Origin of the sequence: Tsukamurella pseudospumae, from assembly GCF_001575205.1 — a bacterium.
Classification (GTDB): Bacteria; Actinomycetota; Actinomycetes; order Mycobacteriales; family Mycobacteriaceae; genus Tsukamurella; species Tsukamurella pseudospumae.
The window spans coordinates 215954-234966 of record NZ_LSRE01000002.1; the positions used below are offsets into that span (position 1 = coordinate 215954).

Annotated in this window: 17 protein-coding genes; 12 read left to right on the forward strand and 5 right to left on the reverse strand. The window is 69.6% G+C overall.

The annotated features are described in order from the left end of the window. The first annotated feature begins 16 nt into the window (after positions 1 to 16). Complete coding sequence (locus AXK61_RS03245; protein WP_068743776.1) at positions 17 to 703, forward strand: ComF family protein; 687 nt, start codon at positions 17 to 19, stop codon at positions 701 to 703. A gap of 1 nt (position 704) precedes the next feature. Here the strand turns inward: AXK61_RS03245 and AXK61_RS25315 are convergent, their stop codons facing one another. Beyond that, positions 705 to 1097, reverse strand: coding sequence for a type II toxin-antitoxin system VapC family toxin (locus AXK61_RS25315; protein WP_197466732.1), 393 nt, complete (start codon positions 1095 to 1097; stop codon positions 705 to 707). Next, complete coding sequence (locus AXK61_RS25320) at positions 1091 to 1345, reverse strand: ribbon-helix-helix protein, CopG family (protein WP_068743778.1); 255 nt, start codon at positions 1343 to 1345, stop codon at positions 1091 to 1093. The genes AXK61_RS25315 and AXK61_RS25320 overlap by 7 nt, the downstream gene beginning before the upstream one ends. A gap of 323 nt (positions 1346 to 1668) precedes the next feature. Between AXK61_RS25320 and hpf the strand changes: the two genes are divergently transcribed. Continuing rightward, positions 1669 to 2391, forward strand: coding sequence for a ribosome hibernation-promoting factor, HPF/YfiA family (gene hpf / locus AXK61_RS03260; protein WP_082789192.1), 723 nt, complete (start codon positions 1669 to 1671; stop codon positions 2389 to 2391). 154 nt (positions 2392 to 2545) lie between these two features. Further along, positions 2546 to 5257 carry a preprotein translocase subunit SecA gene (gene secA / locus AXK61_RS03265; protein WP_068743901.1) on the forward strand — a complete coding sequence of 904 codons (2712 nt, stop codon included), beginning with the start codon at positions 2546 to 2548 and terminating at the stop codon, positions 5255 to 5257. 127 nt (positions 5258 to 5384) lie between these two features. Here the strand turns inward: secA and AXK61_RS03270 are convergent, their stop codons facing one another. Together AXK61_RS03270 and AXK61_RS03275 are read right to left on the reverse strand one after the other, a co-directional pair. Beyond that, positions 5385 to 6065, reverse strand: coding sequence for a lysophospholipid acyltransferase family protein (locus AXK61_RS03270; protein ID WP_068743781.1), 681 nt, complete (start codon positions 6063 to 6065; stop codon positions 5385 to 5387). Positions 6066 to 6131: 66 nt separating this feature from the next. Then, on the reverse strand, positions 6132 to 6695 hold the full coding sequence (locus AXK61_RS03275) for an Rv3235 family protein (protein WP_068743784.1): 564 nt from the start codon (positions 6693 to 6695) through the stop codon (positions 6132 to 6134). Positions 6696 to 6800: 105 nt separating this feature from the next. Between AXK61_RS03275 and AXK61_RS03280 the strand changes: the two genes are divergently transcribed. The 8 genes from AXK61_RS03280 (at position 6801) to AXK61_RS03315 (ending at position 16745) form a co-directional block, all read left to right on the forward strand. Continuing rightward, a complete protein-coding gene (locus AXK61_RS03280) occupies positions 6801 to 8201 on the forward strand; it encodes a WS/DGAT/MGAT family O-acyltransferase (RefSeq protein WP_068743786.1) in 1401 nt (466 codons plus the stop codon). Beyond that, a complete protein-coding gene (locus AXK61_RS03285; protein WP_068743789.1) occupies positions 8202 to 8723 on the forward strand; it encodes a DUF6912 family protein in 522 nt (173 codons plus the stop codon). It abuts the gene before it with no gap. A 36-nt stretch (positions 8724 to 8759) separates the two neighbouring features. Further along, complete coding sequence (locus AXK61_RS03290) at positions 8760 to 9371, forward strand: Uma2 family endonuclease (protein WP_068743791.1); 612 nt, start codon at positions 8760 to 8762, stop codon at positions 9369 to 9371. 472 nt (positions 9372 to 9843) lie between these two features. Further along, positions 9844 to 10989, forward strand: coding sequence for a ferredoxin reductase (locus AXK61_RS03295; protein ID WP_068743792.1), 1146 nt, complete (start codon positions 9844 to 9846; stop codon positions 10987 to 10989). A 161-nt stretch (positions 10990 to 11150) separates the two neighbouring features. Continuing rightward, on the forward strand, positions 11151 to 12407 hold the full coding sequence (locus AXK61_RS03300; RefSeq protein WP_068743794.1) for a fatty acid desaturase family protein: 1257 nt from the start codon (positions 11151 to 11153) through the stop codon (positions 12405 to 12407). 170 nt (positions 12408 to 12577) lie between these two features. Next, positions 12578 to 13864, forward strand: coding sequence for a fatty acid desaturase family protein (locus AXK61_RS03305; protein ID WP_068743796.1), 1287 nt, complete (start codon positions 12578 to 12580; stop codon positions 13862 to 13864). 33 nt (positions 13865 to 13897) lie between these two features. Next, positions 13898 to 15316 carry a fatty acid desaturase family protein gene (locus AXK61_RS03310; protein WP_068571871.1) on the forward strand — a complete coding sequence of 473 codons (1419 nt, stop codon included), beginning with the start codon at positions 13898 to 13900 and terminating at the stop codon, positions 15314 to 15316. Between the two features lie 61 nt (positions 15317 to 15377). Further along, complete coding sequence (locus tag AXK61_RS03315) at positions 15378 to 16745, forward strand: FAD-dependent oxidoreductase (protein WP_068743798.1); 1368 nt, start codon at positions 15378 to 15380, stop codon at positions 16743 to 16745. Positions 16746 to 16755: 10 nt separating this feature from the next. Here AXK61_RS03315 and AXK61_RS03320 read toward each other — a convergent pair whose 3' ends face one another. Continuing rightward, a complete protein-coding gene (locus tag AXK61_RS03320; RefSeq protein WP_068743800.1) occupies positions 16756 to 18246 on the reverse strand; it encodes a carboxylesterase/lipase family protein in 1491 nt (496 codons plus the stop codon). A gap of 111 nt (positions 18247 to 18357) precedes the next feature. Here AXK61_RS03320 and AXK61_RS03325 point away from each other — a divergent pair, with 111 nt between their 5' ends. Next, positions 18358 to 18828 carry a GNAT family N-acetyltransferase gene (locus tag AXK61_RS03325; protein ID WP_068743802.1) on the forward strand — a complete coding sequence of 157 codons (471 nt, stop codon included), beginning with the start codon at positions 18358 to 18360 and terminating at the stop codon, positions 18826 to 18828. Positions 18829 to 19013: the final 185 nt, after the last annotated feature.

The window sequence follows — 19013 nt, forward strand, 5'->3', positions numbered from 1 at the left end:
CGGGAGCGGGGGAGCGATGCGCGTCGAGCGGGCGGTGCGCGGTGTCCTCGGCGGGGTCGACGACCTGGTCGAGCTGGCGGTGCCCCGCACCTGCGGCGGCTGTGGCGCGCCGCGCGTGCGCTGGTGCGGCCGCTGCGAGGCCGCCCTCCACGATGCCCCGGCGCTGATCTGCACCACGGCGCCGGCCGGGGTGCCCGTCTGGACGCTGGGCCGGTACGACGGTGCGCGGCGCCGCGCGGTCCTGCAGCTCAAGGAGCGCGGCCGGGGCGATCTCGCCGTTCCGCTGGGCCGGGGCCTCGCGCACGCGCTGCTGCGCCTGCGGGGATGGGGCGAGTTCGGGCTGTCTTCGGGACCGCTCGTCCTGGTCCCGGCACCGACGACCGCGTGGGCGGCCCGGCGCCGCGGCGGCGACGTGGTGACCGCCGTGTGCCGGGCTGCGGCCCGCACGGCCGCTCCCGTCCAGGCGATGACGGTGTCGCCCGTCCTGCGGTCCGTCGGCGCGGCCGAGTCGGTGGGGCTGGGCGCCGCGGCGCGGGCGCGGAACGTGCGCGGCACCGTCCGGGTGCGCGCCTTGCCGGGTCCCGGCACCGTCGTCCTGGTCGACGATGTGGTGACCACCGGGGCCACCCTGGCGGAGTCCGTCGCCGTCCTGGCCCGACGGGGTGTCACCGTGGCGGCGGCGATCACCCTCGCGGCCGCGTGAATCAGTAGGGCGGCGCCAGGTCCGGGAACATCGGAAAATGCTTGACATTGCGGGTCCAGAGCTCGGCGCCGCAAGCGGTGGTGGTCGCGGCGATCACGTAGTCGACGACGTCGATTCCCGAGTGCGAGGCGCGGTAGTGCCGGGCCAGCGCCCCCGCACCGTCGGCGATCTCCTCCGAGACCTCGACCCACTCGAAAACCGAGAGAAACGCGCGCGTGGACGACCTCTCCGGTGCGCGCATGCCGCCGAGTACCTCGGTCCGGGTCAGCACCGATGCGAGGAGGCGGCGCCCGCCCCGGCGGGCGCCGGACAGCCGATCTCGAGCCTCCCGGCGTCCCCGGAGATTGTCGATGAAGATCGACGTGTCGAGGACGATCGCTGGGCCGACTACCACCGGGCGAACCTGTCCTTCCGGGCGGGGCGGATCGCCTCCACGTACTCTTCGCCGTCCGGCGCATCGGGCCCCCACGCCCCGAAACCTCGATCGAGTGCGGCCTCGAACTCGTCGGTGTCGGCGCCGCCGTAGGTCCGGTCGACGGCACGCCGGATCAGCTCGGCGAGCCCGAGGCCGGACGACCGCGACTCGGCGAGAAGGCGCTCGTACTGCGCGTCCTCGAGAGTGATCTGCGTACGGTGACTCATGATGTAACCCTACATCGCATCGTCGGTCGCCGCCCGTGTCGCGACGATCGCCGGGGTAGGCCCGCTGGTTGCGATGACAGATCCGGTACCGCGGGTGACGCGCCAGTGAACTCACAGCGACCAAATCCTGGCGGGAAGGGAGAACGCGGGCTATCTTCGGGGGTACCTTTCCGGTTCGAGTTCTAGGAGGTGATGTCGCACTTCCCAGGCGCCCGGCAGTCCGCCCGGCGTTCGAATCTGCGCCTGCAGTCACGCATCTGACCACGCGCCGGAGTAGTGATCCGGCCGAGCGTGGAGCTGTGGGCCCGCATGAAAGGTTTCACATGACCCTTCTGTCCCCGCGCGATACGAATCGCGCCCACGCGACCCCCAACGTCGAGGTCGACCCCTTCCGCGAACCCGGCCATGTGGCCGACGAGCGCGACAAGGAGTTCCTCACGCCCAACGCCCCCGTGGCCATCGACGGCCGCAACGTGGAGGTGCCCGAGCACTTCCGCGTCTACCTGGAAGACAAGCTGGCCCGGCTGGAGAAGTTCCGCTCCACGATCACGATGTTCGAGGTGAACCTGTTCCACGAGCCGAATCCGCGGCAGTCCAAGGCCTGCCAGCGGCTCGAGCTCACGGTCCGCGGCAAGGGCGGCGTCGCCCGGGCCGAGGCGGCGGCGGAGAACTTCTACGGCGCGTTCGAGACGGCGCTGACCCGGCTGCAGAGCAGGCTGCGCAAGGCGTCGGATCGCAAGAAGGTGCACTACGGCAACCGGACCCCGGTGTCGGTCTCGGAGGCCACGGCACCGTCGGCCCTTCCCGACGCGCCGATCGACGACTCCGACGGCGATCCGTACGCCCATCTGGTCGAGGATCACCTGCCCGGTCAGGTGGTCCGCATCAAGGACCATCCGGGCACCCCGATGACGGTCGATGACGCGCTGTCGCAGATGGAACTGGTCGGCCACGACTTCTTCCTGTTCTTCGACAAGGAGACCGAGCGGCCGTCCGTGGTGTACCGCCGGAAGGCTTTCGACTACGGCCTCCTCCGCCTGACCTGACGTTTCGCCTACCATGGATCCCGGTCGCCCGACAGGTGGCCGGGATCCGTGCTGTCGTGCCGCTCGCGCGACGCGTTGGCAAAGATCGTTTTCATCACGGGATTGAGGTTGCTCAGTGGTTCTCTCCAAGGTGCTGCGGTTCGGCGAAGGCCGGATGGTCAAGCGGCTCGATGGTCTGGCCTCCTACGTGGAGAGCCTGAACGACGAGTACGAGGCGCTCTCCGACGAGAAGCTCCAGGCCAAGACCGAGCTGTTCAAGAAGCGCTTGGAGAAGGGCGAGACCCTCGACGACATCCTCCCCGAGGCTTTCGCGACGGCCCGCGAGGCGGCGTGGCGCGTGCTCGGGCAGAAGCCCTACCACGTGCAGATCATGGGCGCGGGTGCGCTGCACCAGGGCGACATCGCCGAGATGAAGACCGGCGAGGGCAAGACCCTGACCTCGGTCATGGCGGCCTACGCCAACGCGCTCACCGGTCACGGCGTGCACCTGGTCACGACGAACGACTACCTCGCCAAGCGCGACGCGGACTGGATGGGCCGCGTGCACCGCTTCCTCGGGCTCGAGGTGGACTGCATCCTGGCCGGGCAGGACCCGGACCGCCGCCGCGTGGCGTACGCCGCGGACATCACCTACGGCACCAACAACGAGTTCGGCTTCGACTACCTGCGCGACAACATGGCGCACAGCGAGGAGGAGCTGGTCCAGCGCGGCCACCACTACGCCATCGTCGACGAGGTGGACTCGATCCTCATCGACGAGGCCCGCACGCCGCTGATCATCTCCGGCCCGGCGGACGGGTCGAGCAAGTGGTACACGGAGTTCTCGCGGATCGTGCCGCTGATGGAGAAGGACGTCCACTACGAGGTGGACATCCGCAAGAAGACCATCGGCGTGAACGAGGCGGGCGTCGAACTGGTCGAGGACCAGCTCGGCATCGAGAACCTGTACGACTCGGCGAACTCGCTGCTGGTGAGCTACCTCAACAACGCGATCAAGGCCAAGGAGCTCTACGAGCGCGACAAGGACTACATCGTCCGGTCGGGCGAGGTCCTCATCGTCGACGAGTTCACCGGCCGCGTGCTCGCGGGCCGCCGCTTCAACGAGGGCATGCATCAGGCCCTCGAGGCGAAGGAGAACGTCGAGATCCAGGCGGAGAACCAGACCCTGGCGACGATCACGCTGCAGAACTACTTCCGTCTCTACGACAAGCTCGCGGGCATGACCGGTACCGCCGAGACCGAGGCCGCCGAGCTGCACCAGATCTACAAGCTGGGCGTCATCCCGATCCCCACGAACAGGCCGATGATCCGCAAGGACCAGACGGACCTCATCTACAAGACGGAGGAGGCGAAGTTCTCGGCCATCGTCGAGGACATCGCCGAGCGCCACGAGGCCGGCCAGCCCGTGCTGATCGGCACCACGTCGGTCGAGCGGTCCGAGTACCTCTCGCGCCAGCTCGAGCGCCAGAAGATCCCGCACACGGTCCTCAACGCCAAGTTCCACGAGCAGGAGGCGGCGATCATCGCCAAGGCCGGAACGCCCGGCGCGGTGACGGTGGCCACCAACATGGCGGGCCGCGGCACCGACGTCGTGCTCGGCGGTAACCCGGACATCCTCGCCGACCTCGCGCTGCGCGAGCGCGGCCTGGACCCGGTCGAGACGGCGGAGGAGTACGAGGCCGCCTGGGACGAGACGATCGAGAAGATCAAGAAGGAGTCCAAGGAGGCGGCCGACGACGTGCGCGACGCGGGCGGCCTCTACGTGCTCGGCACCGAGCGGCACGAGTCGCGGCGCATCGACAACCAGCTGCGCGGCCGCTCCGGCCGCCAGGGTGACCCGGGCGAGTCCCGGTTCTACCTCTCGCTGGGTGACGAGCTGATGCGGCGCTTCAACGGCGCGCAGATCGAGGCGTGGATGAACCGCGTCAACCTGCCCGACGACGTGCCGATCGACAACAAGTTCGTCTCCCGTGCGATCCGCAGCGCGCAGACGCAGGTCGAGCAGCAGAACTTCGAGATCCGCAAGAACGTGCTCAAGTACGACGACGTGCAGAACGAGCAGCGCAAGGTCATCTACGACGAGCGTCGCAAGATCCTCCGCGGCGAGGACCTGTTCGACCAGATCAACCACATGACCGACGACGTCGTCTCCGCTTACGTCGATGCCGCCACCGCCACCGGCTACGTCGAGGACTGGGACCTCGAGGAACTGTGGACGGCGATGCGCACGCTGTACCCGATCGACCTCGACTGGAAGCAGGTCGTCGGCGAGGACGAGAACGGCGACCGCGACGAGATCACCGGCGCCGAGCTCAAGAGCATCCTCCTCAAGGACATCCACGCCGCGTACGACAAGCATCAGGAGAGCATCGAGAAGGCCGCCGGCGAGGGCACCATGCGGCAGGTCGAGCGGTCCGTGCTGCTGACGGTGCTGGACCAGAAGTGGCGCGAGCACCTCTACGAGATGGACTACCTCAAGGAGGGCATCGGACTGCGTCAGATCGCCCAGCGCGATCCGGTGGTCGAGTACCAGCGCGAGGGCTTCGACATGTTCAACGGCATGCTCGAGGGCCTCAAGGAGGAGTCGGTCTCGACCCTGTTCAAGGTGCAGGTCCAGCAGCCCGAAGAGGACGCAGCGGCTCCGTCCGAAGACGACGATGCCGCGATCACGCTGAGCAAGGCCCTCGCCGAGCCGGATCCGGAGAAGATCACGCTCTCCGGTCCCTCCGAGTCGGGCGACCTCACGGAGATCTCGCAGAGCGCCGACGAGCCGCAGGGCACGCGCTCCGAGCGTCGTGCGGCCAAGCGCGAGGCCGACAGGGCCGCGCAGAAGGCGACCGCCGCGCGCGCCAAGCACCGCCGGTAACAGCGACGGACGGATCGGCCCCCGCATCCCGGGATGCGGGGGCCGATCCGTGTCCTGCGGAGGGTGGCGACGCGCCGCCCTCTTCGAGGTTCGCTCGCCGACCAGGATGTGGCCGCGGTCGGTGGCGCTACTTGCCGCCCTTCTTCGCGTACTCGGGCACCCTGGCCTGGCCGGTGCGGGCACCGATCGCGTCCATCATCCGGTCGGTGGCGCGGCGGATCGACTCCTGATCGTCGACGCTCGCGTCGCTGAGGTCGAGCGGCGGCAGCACGTCGACGGTGACCCGGCTCTTCCAGAAGTTCTTCAGCGTGCGGTGGTCCGTGCGGCCCAGTGCGATGGGCACGATCGGCGTGCCGGTGGCCAGCGCGACGCGCACGGCGCCGGTCTTGCCCTTGTACAGGCGTCCGTCGGGGGAGCGGGTGCCCTCCGGATGGATGCCCCACGCGCCGCCGCCCTCGACGATCCCGGTCGCCGCCTCGAGCGCGGGCGCGGACACGGAGCCGCCGCGCCGGTCGACGGGGATCTGCCCCATGCCGGAGAAGAAGACCTTCTTGAACTTCCCCTTGATCCCGGGCTGGGTGAAGTAGTCGGCCTTGGCCAGGAACATCACCGGGCGCCGGGCGCTCTGCACCACGTAGAACGAGTCCGAGATCGCGAGGTGGTTGGCAGCGAGAATCACCGGCCCGGTACGCGGAATGTTCTCCAGTCCGGTGTATTCGGGACGACCCCAGGCCCAGAGGGCGGGGCCGATCAGCAGGTGGCGGGCGACTCGGTAGCGGAACGCGGCGCGCAGAGAACTCAGCGACATGCCCCATTGTGTACCGCCCCGCGGGTCCGGGCGTCCGCGATTGGCGGAATCAACCCCCGGCGGTGCTCACGCCGCGGTCGTGAACGCGACCCACCGCCACCGTCCGGCCGTGGCCTCGACCCTGCCCGCGGCCGCGAGGACGCGGTCCCCGCGGTTGTAGGTGAGGAAGATCTCGGCGCCCACGTCGGCATCGCCGGCGCGCGACCGGGTGCGCGGTGCGAGCGCCCGGGGTGTGCCGACGTGCACGTCGCCCCAGCCGGACACGATCCCCGCCGGACCGTGATCGGCGAGCGTGCGGAGCACGTCGACGACGGTGTTCGAGGCGATCGCCGCCAGGTGCTTGGCGGGCCGCCGTCGGTCGAGCACCTCGAAGACGGGGCGCAGCGTCGACAGCACGAACCGGTGCGCGTCGGGGTGGACGGCGGCCACGGGCCCGGGCAGGGCCGTCGGGGCCGGCGGTCCGGGCTCCGACGGTGCCGGGACCGGCGGTGCGGCCGGTGCGGCCCGCGTCCGGGTCAGCGGCTGCGCCGGCGGCTCGGCGGACGGCGCGCGCAGCACGACGAAGCCATGGTCCCTCGACGACGGCGCGCGGGACCCCGTCCCGCCGGCCGTGAGAATGATCGCCCCCATACTCATTAGACGCATCAGGAGGCCGTTCGGATCCCTCGTACTCGAACCGGCTCGTCCCCGCGCATCCCGTATGCTGGCGCCGAAGATCGACCCTGGGGAGGTGCAGTGAAGGGCAGGCTCGGCCAGTCCGACGCGGAGTTCTACGCGTTGGAGAATTCCACGACCCCCACGCACGTCGGGTCGCTGGTGATCCTGCGCCCCGAGCAGGGCCTGGACTACGAGCGACTGCTCGACACGATCGAGGAGCGCCTCGCCGAGGTGCCGCGGTACCGGCAGAAGGTCCGGACGGTGCCGCTGGGCATCGCCCGCCCGGTGTGGATCGAGGACCGCGACTTCGACATCACCTACCACGTCCGGGTCTCCGCGCTGCCGCAGCCGGGCAGCGACGATCAGCTGCACGACCTCGTCGCCCGCCTGAACTCGCGTCCGCTCGACCGCGAGCGCCCGCTGTGGGAGGTCTACCTCATCGAGGGCGTCGCCGACGACCGGCTGGCGGTGTTCACCAAGACCCACCTCGCGCTGGTCGACGGCCGCGCCAATGTCGACCTGATGCAGTTGCTGCTCACCGACACTCCGCACACGCCGCAGCCGCCCGAGGACCTGTGGATGGGCCAGCACGAGCCGAGCGACGGCGAGCTCGTGATGGGCGCCGTCATCGACATGCTCTCGCGCCCGAAGCGCACCGCGGCCATGATCCAGGGCGTCGTCGGCGAGGTCGCCGAGTCGATCACCGGGCTGCAGGAGGACGCGGCCAACGTGATCGAGCGCGCGTCGTCGCTGGTGCGCGCCCGCACCGCCGTGACACCGGTCCGCTCGCTCAACGTGCCGATCTCCCGGAGCCGGCGGTTCGCGGTCGCGCGGATGGACCTCGAGGAGTTCCGGCGGCTGCGCGCCGCGTATGGCTGCACGGTCAACGACCTGCTGCTGTCGGTCGTGGCCGGCGGCCTGCGCACGTGGCTGATCTCGCGGGGCGAGCCGATCAGCGCCGGCACGGAGGTGCGGGTGCTGGAGCCGATCGCGGTCGACGACGTGGGCCTGGGCGTCGGGGAGCAGGTGCGCGCGTACATCGTCCGGCTGCCGGTCGCGGAGGGCAACGCGGTGGTCCGGATGCGGCAGATCGCGCACGGCGCGGCCGCCCAGGTGGACCGGGGTCGGCAGGTCGCGGCCCGGGCGCTCGCCGCGAGCGGCGGCTTCACGCCGCCCACGCTGCACGCCCTCGGCGCGCGCACGGCGATGAGCGTCTCGCCGCGCTCGTTCAACATCCTGGTCACCAACGCGCCGGGGCCGCAGGCGCCGGTGTACCTGGCGGGCATCGAGGTGCAGCAGGTGTACCCGGTGCCGCCGCTGATCGCCAATCAGGTGGTGTCCATCGGCATCACGTCGTACAACGGCACCGTCTACATCGGTCTCAACGCCGACCGCGACGGCATGTGGGACGTGATCTCGATGACGGAGTTCCTGTACGAGGCGCGCGACGAGCTCGCCGCGTCCGCGAAGGGGGAGTAGATGTCGGTCCGCGTGTACGTGCCCAGCACCCTGGCCGGGCTGCAGGTCCTGCAGCGCGACGGTGAGCTGTTCCCGTTGGGCGGCACCGTCTTCGGTGTGACGCCGGCGCTGCGCGAGGCGTACACCTCCGGCGACGACGAGGAGCTCGCCGAGGCCGCCATGCGGCAGGCCGCGCGCGCCTCCCTCCGGTTGCTCGCGGTCGACGGTGCGCCGGAAACCGATGGCGCGGAACCGGATCCGATCCGCCGCGTGGTCATCACGGCCGACGTCCCCGCCGCGAAGGAGCGTCCGGACCTCGACGACGCGGTGCTCAAGGTGACCGAGCCGATCCTCCTGAAGAACGTGATCGCCGTGCACGTGGACGTGTCCGACGCCGAGGGCGCCGTCACCCGCGCCGCGCAGGTCGTCGACGCCGCGGACCTGGGCGACGAGGACGCCGAGCTCGCCGTCGGCGATGCGGAGGACCACGACCTCGCCTGGTACGCCACACAGGAACTGCCCTTCCTCCTCGAACTCCTCTAGCCTGGAGCTGGACTTGTAACGAGACGAGGTGAGACCGTGGCTGCTCCGCTGCGCGATGGCGCGCCGTTCGACCCGCTCGTCGATCTTGCAGGCCTGTGGACCACGGAGCTCGCGGAACGTTTCATTCCGTTGCCCGGACTTCCGCCGGCGAAGTACGAGAGTCAAGGGGGGACGCTCGTGGTGAGTCCGCGCGAGGGGACCGCCAACAGCTACGCGGCCGCGGAGCTGGTCCTTCAGTTGCGAGGTCCGGCGCGAACCAACGGGTTCACCGCGTACACCGCAGTCAACATGCGGTTCGACGACCAGACGTGGATCGAACCCGATCTCGCGGTCCTGCGTGAGCCTGCGCAGCAGGTGACGTGGGTACCGGCGGCGCAGGTGTTGATGCCCGTGGAACTCGTGTCCAGGAGCAGTCGCCGCCGGGACCGCATCGACAAGCCTGCCCTGTGTGCAGCGGCGGAAGTGCCGTACTACCTGCGGGTGGAGATCGACGGCAGATACGTGGAGGTCGAGCTCAGCGAGTTGGTCGACGGTGCGTACCGCGTGATCGCGCAGGCGGTGAGCGGCCAGGAGTTCCGCACCGAGGTGCCCTTCCCGCTGACCTTCGACCCGCTCGACCTGCTGGAACCGGGCATCGCGCGCCGCTGACCCCGTAGGTCCGCCTACGGTGGCGGGATGCCTGTGCGGATGATTCGACGCGTTGACCGCGTTCATGGTCGCGGTGGGGATCCTCGTCGCCGGGGCGCCGCTGGCATCGGCGGCGCCGGTGCCGCTCACCGGTGCGCAGTGCCGGTTCGACGGGCACGGGTTCGCGCGGACGGCACCGATCGAGTACACCGGCGCGCCCGCGCACTTCAGCATCAAGGGCGACGGGGCGGGCGGCAACGACGGCTGCAACGTCTTCGGCATGACCGCCGGGTCACGGGGGAGCAGTTCCGCACGGCCTTCGACGGTGCGCGCACCGCCAAGGTCGCGGGCGACCGGTTGCGGGTCGCCGACGGTCCGTGGGGCTACTGGGACTTCGTTGCGAACGGCCCGGCGAAGCCCTCGCCGCGCAGCGCTCGATAGGACAACCTCACAGAAATTGTCCCAACTACCTACGGCATCGTAGGCTCACGGCATGAGCAACCGTTTCCGCGCCCTCCGTGATTGGCTCGAGTCCCCGGCCAAGGACGTCTCCGCCGAGCACCCCCGCACCAATCTGGTGCGCGGCGCCGTGGCGCGACTGACCACCCCGCTGCTCCCGGACGACTACCTGCACCTGATCAACCCGCTGTGGTCGGCGCGTGAGCTCCGCGGCAAGATCGTGCGGGTCCAGCAGGAGACGGACGAGTCGGTCACCCTCACGATCGAGACGGGGTGGGGCTTCAACACCAAGTATGAAGCCGGCCAGTACGTCGGCATCGGCGTGCTCGTCGACGGCAAGTGGACGTGGCGCTCCTACTCGCTGACCTCCGTGCCGGACATGGGGCACGGGCGCGGGCCGCGCGAGGTCTCGATCACCGTCAAGGCGATGAACGAGGGCTTCCTGTCGAACCACCTCGTCACCGGCGTCACCGAGGGCACGATCGTGCGGCTGCAGGCACCGTCGGGCGACTTCACGCTCCCGAACCCCCTGCCGCACAAGGTCCTGTTCCTCACCGCGGGCAGCGGCATCACGCCCGTGATGGCGATGCTCCGCACGCTGGAGCGGCGCGGCATCCCGGCGTCGACGGACATCGTGGCCGTGCACTCCGCCCCGAACGCCGACGCGACGCTGTTCCGCGACGAGCTCGAGGCGTTCGACGCGAACCACGACAACGTCTCCGTGCAACTGCGCTACACCCGCGACGCCGGCCGCTTGACGCCCGCCAACATCGGCGAGGTCGTTCCGGACTGGCAGGAGCGGCAGACGTGGATCTGCGGCCCCGGCGTCTTCCTCAACGACATGGAGAAGGGCTGGAAGGACCGCGGCATCGAGTCGCGGCTGCACCAGGAGCGGTTCACCGTCGAGCGCGCCGATGTCTCGGCGAGCGGCGGCGAGGTCACCTTCCTCAAGGCCGGCAGGACCACCGATGTCGACGGTGCCACCACCCTGCTGGAGGCCGGTGAGGCCGCGGGTGTGCAGATGCCCTTCGGCTGTCGCATGGGCATCTGCCAGACCTGCGTGGTGCAGCTCGCCGACGGTCAGGTCCGCGACCTGCGTAGCGGCGACCTGCACACGGAGGGCGAGCGCATACAAACTTGTATCAGCGTGGCCGTGGGCGACTGCACGCTCGACGTCTAGCCCGGAGCCGTGCCCCATTGCATCACCGTGCGGTGGGCGACTGCACGCTCGACGTCTAGCAACGATCCTGACCTGCGGGTCCGTCACATCCGTTGACAGTCTACGCGGCCGTAACTTACGGTTGCGTAGGTTAGAGACGGACCACTGAAGGGCGGCCCCGCATGGCGATCACCGACATCCCCGAGTACGCGCACCTCACCGAGGCCGACATCGAGACTCTGGGGGCGGAGCTGGATGCGATCCGGCGCGACATCGAGGCCGTCCGCGGCGAGACCGACGTGCAGTACCTGCGGCGCACCATCGCCGTGCAGCGCGGGCTCGAGGTGGCGGGCCGGGCGATGCTCCTGGGCGCGCACAAGCGCGGTTTCTGGTGGGGTTCGGCGGTCTCGCTCGGCCTCGCGAAGATCATCGAGAACATGGAGCTCGGGCACAACATCATGCACGGGCAGTGGGATTGGATGAACGATCCGGAGATCCACTCGACCACGTGGGAGTGGGACAACGCCGGCACCTCGCGGCTGTGGAAGCACACCCACAACTACGTGCACCACAAGTACACGAACGTCCTCGACATGGACGACGACGTGGGCTACAAGACGCTGCGCGTCACGCGCGATCAGCCGTGGACCCCGTTCAACTCGGGCAACCTCGTCTACAACACGATCCTCATGTTGCTCTTCGAGTACGGCGTGGCGATCCAGCACCTCGAGCTCGGCCGCGCGGCCACCAAGTGGAAGAAGTCGTGGTTCGACCGCGAGGGCTTCAAGGCGGACGCTTCGGACGTCGGCCGCAAGATCGGCCGCCAGGTGCTCAAGGACTACGTCGCGGCCCCACTCGTCGGCGTGCCCTTCGGCGGTGCGCGCGGCTGGCGCAAGGCGCTGACCGCGACGATCACCGCCAACGTGATCCGGAACGTCTGGACCAACGCGGTCATCTTCTGCGGCCATTTCCCCGACGGAGCCGAGAAGTTCACCAAGCAGGACGTCGACAACGAGACGCAGGCGCAGTGGTACCTGCGCCAGATGCTCGGCAGCGCGAACCTGTCCGGCGGCCCCGTCGTCGACTTCCTCTCGGGCAACCTCAGCTACCAGATCGAGCACCACCTGTTCCCCGATCTGCCGTCGAACCGGCTCTCGGAGATCGGCGTCCGCGTGCGCGCGCTGTGCGAGAAGTACGACCTGCCGTACACGATCGGGCCGCTGCACGTGCAGTACTACAAGTCCTGGCGGACCATCGCCAAGCTGTCGCTGCCCGACAAGTACCTGCGCGACACCGCCGACGACGCTCCGGAGACCGCCTCGGAGGCGATGTTCGCGGGCACCGAGTTCGCGGAGCCGCGGGTCGACGCGGCCACCGGTCGCCGGTTCGGCCTCAAGGCCGCCCGCGCCGCGGTGCACGCGCGCCGTCGTCGGGCCTGACCTCCCGTCCTCGATGCCCGACGGTGCGCCGCGCACCGTCGGGCATCGACGTGTGCGGGGTGCGTCACTCCTGGAACAAGATCGATGACTTTGTCCTACCCGGCTGCTACAGTGGAATCGTTCTGTTCTTGAGGCCGCTGCATGCGGTCGTACCGATTGGGGATCGCCTCGTGGCTATCACTGACGTCGCGGAGTACGCGCACCTGACCGACGCCGACATCGAGGCGCTCGGTGCCGAGCTGGACGCGCTGCGCCGCGAGATCGAGGAGAGCCGCGGCGAGGAGGATGCGAAGTACATCCGCCGCGTCATCAAGAGCCAGCGCATCGCCGAGACCGCCGGCCGCGTCTTCGGGCTGGGCGCCGGGATGAAGGGCTGGAAGGGCAAGGCCGCGTGGGCCGCCTCCGCCGCGTGCCTGAGCTACGCGAAGGTGATCGAGAACAACGAGCTGGGCCACAACATCATGCACGGCCAGTGGGACTGGATGAACGATCCGGAGATCCACTCCACCAGCTGGGAGTGGGACAGCGCCTCGGACGGCAAGTTCTGGCGCCACACCCACAACTACATGCACCACAAGTACACCAACGTCACCGACATGGACGACGACATCGGCTACGGCATCCTGCGCGTCACGCGCGATCAGCCGTGGGAGCCGTACATGCTGTTCAACCCCATCTACAACTTCACGCTGATGATGGGCTTCCAGTACGGCAAGGCCGTGCAGCACCTCGAGCTGATGAACGCCATGAAGGCGGCGCTCAACGGCGGCGAGCAGTACGCCGAGTACGACTGGGAGGAGTTCCGCAGCAGGCTCAAGGTGGTCCTCACCAAGATCACCAAGCAGACCGCGAAGGACTACGTCCTGTTCCCCGCGATGGCCGTGCCCTTCACCGGCGCCCGCGGCTACAAGAAGGCGGCCTCGGCCAACCTGGTCGCGAACACGGTGCGCGACGTGTGGGATCACATGACCATCTTCTGCGGCCACTTCCCGGACGACGCCGAGAAGTTCACCATCGAGGACATCGACAACGAGACCCTCCCCGAGTGGTACCTGCGTCAGATGCTGGGCACCGCGAACTTCGAGGGCAGCAACGCGCTGCACTTCATCACCGGGCACCTGGGTCGGCAGATCGAGCACCACCTGTACCCGGACCTGCCCTCCAACCGCTACAACTACATCAACTCGCGCCTGGTCGAGATCTGCGAGAAGTACGACCTGCCCTACAACACCGGGCCGATGTGGAAGCAGTACGCGGAGTCCTGGCGCACCGTCATCAAGCTCTCGCTGCCGGACAAGTACCTGACGGCCACCGTCGACGATGCGCCCGAGACGCACTCGAACAAGCGCTTCTACGACGAGTCGGGCGCGACCACCGTGGTCAAGGGTGAGATCGATGCAGACGGCAACCGTCGCGGCCTCGTCTCGCACGTCGAGGAACTGGCGGCAGCGAAGTAACGGGGCGGGCCGGACGCGCGTAGCCTTAGACACGTGGCTATCACTGATGTCGGCGAGTACGCACATCTCGATGACGCCGACATCGAGCAGCTCGCGCGGGAGCTGGACTCCATCCGCGCCGAGGTCGAGTCGTCGCGCGGCGAACGGGACGCCCGGTACATCCGTGGCGTGATCCGGGCGCAGCGCGTGCTCGAGGCCGCGGGCCGGCTCACCATCCTCGGCTCCAAGAGCCGATGGTTCTGGGCCGCCGGCGCGGGCATGCTCGGGGTCGCCAAGATCATCGAGAACATGGAGCTCGGGCACAACGTCATGCACGGGCAGTGGGATTGGATGAACGATCCCGAGATCCACTCCACCACGTGGGAGTGGGACATGGCCTGTCCCGGCGCGCACTGGAAGCACTCGCACAACTTCCTGCACCACAAGTACACCAATGTCGTCGGCATGGATCTGGACGTCGGCTACGGCGTCCTCCGGGTCACCCGCGACGAGCAGTGGGAGGCCAAGCGGTCCGCCCAGTTCCTCAACAACCTGTTCCTCGGGCTCACCTTCGAGTGGGGCATCGCCCTGCACGACATCGAGCTGGCCGAGGCCATCGCCGGGAACAAGCCGTGGCCGCAGACCCGGAAACAGCTGCGCGAGTTGGGCGTCAAGGCCGCGCGGCAGCTGGGTAAGGACTTCGTCCTGTACCCGGCGGTCAGCAAGGCCGTGGGCGGCTCCTTCGGGCGCACGTTGTCGGCGAACCTCACGGCGAACATCGTCCGCAACATCTGGACCTACGTGGTCATCTTCTGCGGGCACTTCCCCGACGGTGCCGAGAAGTTCACCACCGAGTCCATCGTCGACGAGACGCCGGGCGAGTGGTACCTGCGGCAGATGCTGGGCAGCGCGAACATCTCGGGCGGCCGCGCCATGGACTTCATGACGGGCAACCTGAGCTACCAGATCGAGCACCACATGTTCCCCGACCTGCCGTCGAACCGGCTCGCGGAGATCAGCGTGAAGGTGCGGGCGATCTGCGAGAAGTACGACATCCCGTACACCGAGGGCCCGCTGCTGCGCCAGTACTACTTGTCCCAGCGCACCATCGCGAAGCTCTCGCTGCCGGACCGCTGGCTGCGCGCCACCGCGGACGACGCGCCGGAGACGGCGTCGGAGCTGCGGTTCGCCGCGATCCGCGAGCGCCTCGTGGTCGCCCAGGAGAACGCGCAGGACAGGTTCGTCCTCGCGCAGGAGAACGCGCACGACCGGCTCGTGCACGCCCAGGAGGCGGCGCAGGACCGCCTGGCGCACGCCCGCGAGGCGGCGCACGCGGCGCAGCTCGAGGTGGAGCGAGTCGGGCTCCGCACGGCGATCGCCGAGGCGGCGCGGCACAAGGTCGAAGAGAAGCGGGCACGGTCCGAGGCGAAGCGTGCGGGTCGCCGTCGGCGCCGGAGCTCCGGCGTGGCGTAGACTTCTTACTTTGGGCAGCCTAAGACGACTGCCGAGTCGTCCTCGTCGGGAGTGTTTGTTGATGAAGCCCTTGCGCGTCGCGATCGTGGGTTCCGGGCCGTCGGGCTTCTTCGCCGCCGGGAACCTGTTGGAGCAGGACGACATCGAGGTGCAGGTCGACGTGTTCGACCGGCTGCCCACGCCGTTCGGCCTGGTCCGCTACGGCGTCGCGCCCGACCATCCCGCGATCAAGTCGGTCACCAAGATCTTCGACCGCACCGCGCAGCACGAGAACTTCCGCTACTTCGGCAATGTCGAGGTCGCGACCGACATCCAGGCCTCCGAGCTCGCGCAGTGGTACGACGCCGTGATCTACGCGATCGGCGCGTCCGGCGGCCGGCGGCTCGAGGTCGACGGTGCCTGGCTCCCCGGTAACCACCCGTCGAGCGATTTCGTCGGCTGGTACAACGGCCACCCCGACCGCCGCGACCTCGACGTCGACCTCGGCGTCGAGCGTGCCGTGGTCATCGGCAACGGCAATGTCGCGCTCGACGCGGCCCGGATCCTGGTCACCGGCACCGAGAAGCTCGAGGGCACCGACATGGCCGAGCACGCGCTGGCGGCGCTGCGCGGTTCGGCGATCCGCGAGGTCGTCGTGCTCGGCCGTCGCGGCGCGGAGCAGGCCGCGTTCACGCCCTCCGAGGTAGCCGAGCTGGGCAAGTTGCCGGGCGTCGACGTGATCGTCGACCCGGCCGACGTACCGGCGGAGGACAAGGAGCGCGACAAGGCCCGCCCGCCGGTGGAGCGCAACAACATCAAGCAACTGCGCAAGCTGGCCGCGCTCGAGCCGACCGGGGCGGACCGTCGGATCGTGCTGAAGTTCCTGCGCTCCGTGGTCGGCATCGGCGGCGACGACGCCGTTCGCACGGTCTCCATCGCCACCAACGAGCTCGCCCTCGGCGAGGACGGCACCGTCGAGGCGCAGCCCACCGGCGCGGTCGCCGAGCACGAGGCGGGCCTGGTCATCCACGCCGTCGGTTACCACGGCACCCCGATCCCCGGCATCCCGTTCGACACGGAGCGGGGCGTGTTCCGCAACGCCGACTCGCGGATCGTCGGGTACGACGGTGCGCCCCTCCCGGGCCACTACGTGGTCGGCTGGATCAAGCGCGGACCGTCGGGCGTCATCCCCACGAACCGCGACTGCGCGCGCGACACGGTCTCCGTCCTCCTCGCCGACGTCGCGGAGGGCAGGCTCGCGCGCAGCGACTTCGACGGTGCCCAGGTCGAGAAGCTCGTCGTCGAGCGCGTGCCGAACCTCGTCGAGTACGACGGATGGATGGCCATCGACGCGCACGAGACCGCCCTCGCGGAGGAGGACGATCGGCCGCGCGTGAAGCTCACCAGTGTCGACGCGATGATCGACGCGGCGCAGGCGGCTACGGACTGATCCGGCCGGTTCAGCCCAGCAGCGGCCGCACCGATGCGTAGGCGTCGGGCCGGTTCGTGCTCGGCAGGTCGAAGACGCGGCTGACGGGTCCGCCGGCGGCACTCCGGGGCCAGCCCGGATCCTGTGCGGTGACGAAGGCGACTGCCGCGGAATGGATCTCGTCGGAGAGCGACTGCGGCGGGTGGGCTCCGGCGAGTGGCTCCACCGCCGAGCCGTCGAGGCAGTCGAAGAAGAAGGGCACATCCAGGCAGTGCCCGGCGAGCCCGAATCGCCCTGACGGCCAGGAGAACCGGTAGGTCCAGGTCGGCGCGTCGCCGCGGAAGCCGGCGATGCGGGGGACGCTGACGCGGAACATCTTGTCGCTCAAGGCCCGCCCGGCGAGGCGCGCCTTTCCACGCGCCGCGATGTCGCTGTTCGCGGCGAGGTACGGGGCGCGCTGACGCTTCGGGACGGCGAGCGCGGCGAGGATCGCACCGGTCGGGACGAGCGGCGTGATCCGGGCCATCGGCCCCTCGGTGAAGGCCATCGCGAATTCGTCGTCGACGGTCCCGATCACCAGCGGTTTGTCGGCGCCCGCGCCGCCGCGCAGGGCCTCGGTAGTGGGGCGGGGGAGCAGGTCGCCGTCGACGGTGGGCCCCAACTGCAGTCCGTGGGTGAATGCGGCGCGCAGCCCTCGGATCCCGATCGACGTGGCCTTCTTCTGCAGATCGAGGATGCGCTCCTCGAGCACCGTCGACAGGCCCGCCCGAGTCGGTGCGATGCCGGCCCGCGCCGCGAGGTCCCGGCCGAAGGCCTCGGCACGCGCGGCCGATGCGTCGGTGAGCACGCCGGACAGGGCGATCGCGCCGTGGAACAGGTGCTGCGCCACGGGCATGCCGAGGAGCGTCAGAACCGCGCCGCCGCCCGCGGACTGTCCGGCGATCGTGACGCGGCCGGGGTCGCCACCGAACGCGGCGATGTTGCGCCGCACCCAATCCAGCGCTGCGAGCCAGTCCCGCACCCCGCGGTTCGACGGTGCGTCCTCGATCCACCCGAAGCCGTCGAAGCCGAGGCGGTAGGAGATCGTCACCGTGACCACGCCGTCGCGGTTGAAGTTCCGCCCGTCGTACCAGGGGCTCGCGGGGGAGCCTGCGAAGTAGCCGCCGCCGTGGATCCAGACCAGCACGGGCAGGCCGGCACCGACGGCCGGGCGTTCCGGCGAGGGCGTGAAGACGTTGACGTTGAGCGTCGAGTCCCCGGGGATCGACGGCTCGGGAATGAGCACGACTCCGGGGTCGCCGCGCTGCGCGGTGGCCCCGTACGCCGCCGCGTCGAGCACGCCCTCCCACGGCGCCTTCGGGACCGGGGCGGCGAACCGCAGGTCACCCACGGGCGGCTCCGCGAAGGGGATACCCAGGAACGCCGCGGACCGCGGCGCACCCCGCCCGCCCGTCGTCGGCCGCCAGCGGCCCCGGACCACGCCCGCGTCGGTCGCGACCTCGGGGTGTCCGTCCGCCGTCATGCGCATCGTCCTCCAGTCCGTGGGCGGTGCGCGGCGCACACCGTCGGGTGATCCCTCCGCAGGAGAGTCTTCCACCCGCCGCAGTCCCAGCCGGTCTAGCCTCGATCGGACATGGACATCTCGATCACGCGCGCGGACCTCGACGACCCGGCCCTTGCGGACTTCCTCCTCGCCCACCTGCGCGACATGGAGCCGACCGCACCGCCGGAGAGCCGGCACGCCCTCGACCTCGCTGCGCTCCGCGCCCCGGGTGTTCGCCTGTGGACGTTGCACCGGGACGGCGAGCTCGCCGGCACCGTCGCACTCGCGGCGGTCGAGCCCGATCATGAGGAGGTCAAGAGCATGCGCGTGGCTCCTGCCGCGCGCGGTCTCGGCATCGGGCGACTACTGCTCCGGCACGTCCTCGACGACGCACGCGCACGCGGTCTCGAGCGGGTGTCGCTCGAGACCGGCAGCCAGGAGTTCTTCGCGCCGGCTCGCGCCCTCTACGTCGCGCACGGCTTCGCGGTGTGCCCGCCCTTCGGTGGGTACATCGCGGACCCCAACAGCGTCTTTCTCACCAGGATGACCGCTGAGATGTAGCCCTGAGCGGCGCCGGGCAGGGAAGTCCCAGGTCGCACAGGGGCGGCGCCGCTGGAGGTCACTTCTCAGCGACCATCCCGAGTACGGACCGGACCGGACGGCACGCCCGGCACGCCCCGAGCCCGGAGTTCGAGACGGCGCAATTCGAGAGCCCGCGCATTTCGGGTGCGGATGGCTTCCCGCCC

Bases quoted from the DNA above. Each gene is read 5' to 3' on its own strand.
- AXK61_RS03245 (WP_068743776.1), top strand. From the start codon at position 17: ATGCGCGTCGAGCGGGCGGTGCGCGGTGTCCTCGGCGGGGTCGACGAC.
- AXK61_RS25320 (WP_068743778.1), bottom strand. From the start codon at position 1,345: ATGAGTCACCGTACGCAGATCACTCTCGAGGACGCGCAGTACGAGCGC.
- hpf (WP_082789192.1), top strand. From the start codon at position 1,669: ATGACCCTTCTGTCCCCGCGCGATACGAATCGCGCCCACGCGACCCCC.
- secA (WP_068743901.1), top strand. From the start codon at position 2,546: ATGGTCAAGCGGCTCGATGGTCTGGCCTCCTACGTGGAGAGCCTGAAC.
- AXK61_RS03270 (WP_068743781.1), bottom strand. From the start codon at position 6,065: ATGTCGCTGAGTTCTCTGCGCGCCGCGTTCCGCTACCGAGTCGCCCGC.
- AXK61_RS03275 (WP_068743784.1), bottom strand. From the start codon at position 6,695: ATGGGGGCGATCATTCTCACGGCCGGCGGGACGGGGTCCCGCGCGCCG.
- AXK61_RS03285 (WP_068743789.1), top strand. From the start codon at position 8,202: ATGTCGGTCCGCGTGTACGTGCCCAGCACCCTGGCCGGGCTGCAGGTC.
- AXK61_RS03295 (WP_068743792.1), top strand. From the start codon at position 9,844: ATGAGCAACCGTTTCCGCGCCCTCCGTGATTGGCTCGAGTCCCCGGCC.
- AXK61_RS03300 (WP_068743794.1), top strand. From the start codon at position 11,151: ATGGCGATCACCGACATCCCCGAGTACGCGCACCTCACCGAGGCCGAC.
- AXK61_RS03315 (WP_068743798.1), top strand. From the start codon at position 15,378: ATGAAGCCCTTGCGCGTCGCGATCGTGGGTTCCGGGCCGTCGGGCTTC.
- AXK61_RS03320 (WP_068743800.1), bottom strand. From the start codon at position 18,246: ATGACGGCGGACGGACACCCCGAGGTCGCGACCGACGCGGGCGTGGTC.
- AXK61_RS03325 (WP_068743802.1), top strand. From the start codon at position 18,358: ATGGACATCTCGATCACGCGCGCGGACCTCGACGACCCGGCCCTTGCG.